Source organism: Flavobacterium araucananum (genome assembly GCF_002222055.1).
Lineage (GTDB): Bacteria > Bacteroidota > Bacteroidia > Flavobacteriales > Flavobacteriaceae > Flavobacterium > Flavobacterium araucananum.
In genome coordinates this window covers 1-5,371 of the sequence record NZ_MUGS01000090.1, presented here as the reverse complement: position 1 = coordinate 5,371, position 5,371 = coordinate 1, and the positions used below count along the sequence as shown (strand labels likewise).

Annotated in this window: 4 protein-coding genes; 2 read left to right on the top strand and 2 right to left on the bottom strand. The window is 32.8% G+C overall.

Annotated features, from left to right (window positions below):
* The first annotated feature begins 125 nt into the window (after positions 1–125).
* Entirely contained in the window at positions 126–1,742 is a 1,617-nt protein-coding gene (pafA, locus tag B0A64_RS24085) for an alkaline phosphatase PafA (RefSeq protein ID WP_089482001.1), read from the top strand.
* A gap of 136 nt (positions 1,743–1,878) precedes the next feature.
* Here the strand turns inward: pafA and ald are convergent, their stop codons facing one another.
* Positions 1,879–2,997, bottom strand: a complete 1,119-nt coding sequence (gene ald / locus B0A64_RS24080) for an alanine dehydrogenase (RefSeq protein WP_089482000.1) — start codon at positions 2,995–2,997, stop codon at positions 1,879–1,881.
* A 201-nt stretch (positions 2,998–3,198) separates the two neighbouring features.
* Here ald and B0A64_RS24075 point away from each other — a divergent pair, with 201 nt between their 5' ends.
* A complete protein-coding gene (locus B0A64_RS24075; RefSeq protein WP_055095431.1) occupies positions 3,199–3,657 on the top strand; it encodes an Lrp/AsnC family transcriptional regulator in 459 nt (152 codons plus the stop codon).
* A gap of 63 nt (positions 3,658–3,720) precedes the next feature.
* Here B0A64_RS24075 and B0A64_RS24070 read toward each other — a convergent pair whose 3' ends face one another.
* Positions 3,721–5,169, bottom strand: a complete 1,449-nt coding sequence (locus tag B0A64_RS24070; protein ID WP_089481999.1) for a glyceraldehyde-3-phosphate dehydrogenase — start codon at positions 5,167–5,169, stop codon at positions 3,721–3,723.
* Between the last annotated feature and the right edge of the window lie 202 nt (positions 5,170–5,371).

Below are 5,371 nucleotides of genomic sequence, written 5' to 3'. Positions count from 1 at the left end.
AATTATAGCATAATTTTCTGTAATATATTCTGTTAAATTACAATCATTTTAAACTTTTAAATTATAGTAGGTTAGCCTATCTAAATGTGAATCTGTATTTTTGTATTAAATATTATAATTTAAGTATGAAAAAAAGTATTGTATTGTTGACCTTGTTTGTTATCTCAAATTTAAGTGCTCAACAGCGCCCTAAGTTGGTAGTAGGTATAGTAGTAGATCAGATGAAAATGGAATATTTGTATCGGTTTTCAGATGATTTTTCTCCAAACGGATTCAAGAGGTTAATAAATAATGGATATACTTTTCAAAATATGCATTACAATTATGTTCCTACTTATACCGCACCGGGACATGCATCAATTTACACAGGTACAACACCTGCGACACACGGTATTGTTGGAAATGAGTGGTTCAGCAGAACGCTTGGAAAAGAAATGTATTGTACAGATGATGCTGGTGTAAAAACGGTAGGAGATGGTACGCCAGAAGAAGGTGCTATGTCTCCTAAAAATCTACAAAGTACTACAATTACTGATGAAGTAAGGATGGCAACCAACTTTGCCGGAAAAGTTATTGGAGTTAGTCTTAAAGACCGTGGTGCAATTTTACCGGCAGGTCATTTTGCAAATTGGGCTTTTTGGTACAGTAAAACAGGTTCTTTTATTTCAAGTACTTTTTACGGAGAAAAATTACCGGAATGGGTTTCTCAGTTCAATAGCGAGAAACATTATATACCTTACATTAATAAAGGTTGGGATTTGTATAAACCAGCTTCAACTTATAATGAGAGTTTGCCGGATAATAATCCTTATGAAGGTAAATTATATGGTAGTACAGCTCCAGTTTTTCCTTATGATTTAAAGAAAATGTATGAGAAAAATGATGCCGGAATTTTAAGAGCAACTCCCTATGGAAATGATTTATTGGCTGAATTTGCGATGAAGGCTATCGAAAAAGAAGAACTAGGTAAGGATGATATTACAGACTTTTTAACCGTTAGTTTCTCTTCTACAGATTATGTGGGACACTTGCTGGGACCACGTTCTATAGAACTTCAGGATACTTATTTAAGATTAGATCAAACGATCGCAGACTTTTTAAATTATTTAGATAAAACTGTTGGTAAGGATAATTATCTGCTTTTTTTAACTGCAGATCACGCAGGTGCTGAAAATGTAATTTATCTAAAAGATCATAAATATAATGTAGACAATTACCCGTCGAAAGAGGTTAAAAAAAGTTTACAGGATTTCTCAATTAAGACATTTGGAGTTGACTTGGTGTTGAATTATTCTAATTTTAATTTATTTTTTAATAAACAAATCATCAAAGACAAAGGATTAGAGTTAGTAAAAGTAAAACAAGCTTTTAAAGAGTTCTTAATCTCTCAGCCACAAATTAAAAAGGTTTATACCGAAGAAGAAATTTTAGCAAATTCAGGAAATGATTATTATTTGAATTTTGTTGCAAAAGGGTATGATGTTACTCAGGATGGTGATATCGTAATCATTAATAAACCTGGAGATATTGAATATTCGACTACAGGAACATCACACGGAACACCTTATGCGTATGATACCCATGTGCCGGCAATTTTTTACGGATGGCATATTAAAAAAGGAGAATCTTATGATAAAAAAGCAATTACTGAAATTGCTCCAACAATAGCACAAAAAATTAAAGTTACTTTCCCTAACGGAACTGAAGCAAAAGTTTTGCAAGAAGTTCTGGATGAAAAGTAGATTTCTTTATTCCTTATAAAGTATAAAACCTGTCATTGATTATGACAGGTTTTTTTATGTCTAAAAAAAAAAAGACTTTTCGGTTAAGAAAAGTCTTTTAAGGAGTGTTTAGTAAGCACTTATTTTAATATTAGCATTATGATTTTACCAACACTAATTCTTCGTTAAAAGGAAGATTCCAAGCTTCTGCAACTCCTTTGTAAAGAATTTTTCCATTAGCAATATTTAATCCTTTTTTCAATTCTTCATTTTCGATACACGCTTTTTCCCATCCTTTATTTGCTAATTGAACCGCATAAGGCAAAGTTGCATTTGTTAACGCTAAAGTTGATGTGTAAGGAACAGCACCAGGCATATTTGCTACACAATAGTGAACAATATCATCAATAATAAAAGTTGGATTTTCGTGTGTTGTAGGAGTACAAGTTTCAATACATCCACCTTGATCAACTGCTACATCGACAACTACAGTTCCCGGACGCATTAATTTAAGCATGTCACGAGTAATCAAGTGAGGTGCTTTTGCTCCTGGAATTAAAACAGCACCAACGATTAAGTCAGCGTCAGCAATTGCTTTAGTAATGTTGTAATGGTTTGACATTTGTGTGCTTACGTTTGCTGGCATAATATCATCCAGGTAACGTAAACGTGGCAAACTTAAATCCATAATAGTAACCTGAGCACCTAAACCAGCAGCCATTTTTGCCGCTTGAGTTCCAACGATTCCTCCACCTAAAACTAAAACTTTTGCAGGAGGTACACCTGGAACACCACCTAAAAGAATTCCTCTTCCTTTTAATGGTTTCTCAAGATATTTAGCACCTTGTTGGATAGCCATACGACCAGCTACTTCTGACATTGGAACTAATAAAGGTAAACTACGATCTGTTTTTTCTACTGTTTCATAAGCTAAGCATACTGCACCTTTTTCTAGCATAGCATGAGTTAATGGTTCTGATGATGCAAAGTGAAAGTAAGTAAATAACAATTGATCTTTTTTGATTAATGGATATTCAGATGCAATTGGCTCTTTTACTTTAATAATCATTTCAGCAATAGCGTATACTTCTTCAATAGTTGCCAGAACTATTGCACCAGCACTTGCATATTCATCATCACTAAAACCACTTCCTAAACCTGCTGTTGCCTGAACATACACAGTATGTCCATGTTTTTTCATTTCAGAAACACCTGCTGGAGTTAAAGCCACACGGTTCTCATTGTTTTTTATTTCTTTTGGAACACCTATTATCATTTTGTTATATTTTTTTGTTTTTATTGAAATCCTTTTTACAAAATTACAGTTAGAGAATATATTATGGATTAAGGTGTGATAAATAAGAAAATATTATTTTATTTAATACTTTTACAGAAAAATATTCTTTTTGAAGGCTCTTCATAATGGTTAAAAAGAAAAAACAACTAAATTTTATTAACTACAGAAAACGTTTTCGTTATGGCTTTAGATGAAATTGACAAAAAAATCTTACGACTTTTACAGGAAAATGCGCACTATACGCTAAAAGATATTGCGAACAAAATAAACTTATCTCTTACACCCGTTCATGATCGTGTTAAACGGCTTGAAAAAGAGGGGGTTATTGAAAAGTATGTTTCAATTTTGAACAAGAAAAAACTAGGAAATAACCTTACGGTATATTGTCAGGTTACACTAACAAAACAAACTTATGATACATCTGAAGGATTTAATCAATCGATTCTGAATTTACCAGAAGTTGTAGAATGCAATTATGTTTCCGGAAATTTTGATTACATGCTAAAAATTATAATTCCGGATATGGAAAGCTATCATCAGTTTCATCAAAAGAAATTGTCTGTGTTGCCGGAAGTTTCTTTAATAAATACTGTTTTTGTTATTTCGGAGGTAAAAAGTACAACAGTTTTACCAATCTAAATTAAAAAGAAAAACCATCAAGAGTAACTCGATGGTTTTAAGAAATAATAGTTTTGGTTTTTATTAGTAGTATGTAAAACGTCTTACTTTGGCAATGTATTTTGCTAACCTTATTACCTGGTGACTGTATCCGTATTCGTTATCATACCAAATATAAAGCACGATGTTTTTTCCGTCTTTAGATACGATCGTGGCATTGCTATCATAAATAGATGGAGCAGATGTACCAACGATATCAGACGAAACCAGTTCGTTGTTTAAAGAATATTTTATTTGCTCTACCAATTCTCCTTCAAGAGCATATTTTTTCATGATTTTATTAATGGCGGCAATAGAAGTTGCTTTTTTAACTTCTAAATTCAAAATTACCAAAGATCCGTTTGGAACCGGAACTCTAATGGCGTTTGAAGTTAATTTTCCTTCTAATGAAGACAATGCTTTTGCAACAGCACTTCCTGCACCAGTTTCGGTAATAACCATGTTTAAAGCTGCAGCTCTTCCGCGACGGTATTTTTTATGCATGTTATCGACCAAATTTTGATCGTTTGTATAAGCATGAATCGTCTCCAGGTGTCCTTTTGCAACTCCTAAAGTATCTTCGATAACTTTTAAGATTGGTGTTATGGCATTTGTAGTACAAGACGCTGCCGAAAAAATATCGATATCATCAGGGTTGTATTCATTATGGTTTACACCATGAACGATATTAGGAATCCCTTTTCCGGGTGCAGTCAATAAAACTTTACCCACACCTTGTGATTTTAAATGTCTTTTTAGGGCTTCTTCAGTTGTAAAAGCTCCTGTATTATCAATTACCAATGCGTCATTAATACCATATTGGGTATAATCAATTTCTTCCGGAGAATTTGCAGTAATAATATGAACAGTTGTTCCGTTTATAATTAAGGCATTATTTTTTGGATCAGCAATTACAGATCCTTGAAAGTCTCCGTGAATAGAATCATAACGCAATAGAGAAGCTCGTTTCTCTAGCGTTGATGCATCATTTTTGTCACGGGTTACAATCGCTCTTAATCGCAATTGATTTCCTTTTCCGGTTTTCGACATTAATTCTCTGGCGAGTAAACGACCAATTCTGCCAAAACCATATAGAACGACATCTTTAGGTTGAATTTCTTCTGATGACTTTGCTTTTTTCAATTTATCGATTACAAAATATCTCGCATCGGGATATTTTTCATCTTCAAGGCGATATTCATAAGTCAGTTTCCCAAGATCTATTTTCGCAGGCGGAAGATCTAATGATAAAACAACATTTGCAATTTCAACCGAATCAAAAATAGTGATAGGCTTGCCCACAAAATCACCTGCATATTGATGCAAATTGATAATATCGCTGACGTTTTTATCTAATAACTGATTTTTGAATAAAACCATTTCAATAGATTTGTCATACCATAAATCGCTTATGATTTTAATTAATTCGACACCAGCTCTTCTTCGGTCGACTTGTAATGATACCTCTTTTTGGTACAAAGATTTTTTACTCATAATTGATTAAATTGAAAAAATAAATACACAAATATTTTAAAATTTTGCGCAAAAGTATCTATTTCAATCGATTTCGTAAGCTATTTTATGATTTATTTTTAAAAAATAAAAAAGCCATCTTAGAAATAAGATGGCTTTTTTTTAGTTTTCGGTCTCGGTCTCAGTTAGCAGTTTTTTGCGACTGTAAACTGTCACTGAATAC

Bases quoted from the DNA above. Each gene is read 5' to 3' on its own strand.
- pafA (WP_089482001.1), top strand. From the start codon at position 126: ATGAAAAAAAGTATTGTATTGTTGACCTTGTTTGTTATCTCAAATTTA.
- ald (WP_089482000.1), bottom strand. From the start codon at position 2,997: ATGATAATAGGTGTTCCAAAAGAAATAAAAAACAATGAGAACCGTGTG.
- B0A64_RS24075 (WP_055095431.1), top strand. From the start codon at position 3,199: ATGGCTTTAGATGAAATTGACAAAAAAATCTTACGACTTTTACAGGAA.
- B0A64_RS24070 (WP_089481999.1), bottom strand. From the start codon at position 5,169: ATGAGTAAAAAATCTTTGTACCAAAAAGAGGTATCATTACAAGTCGAC.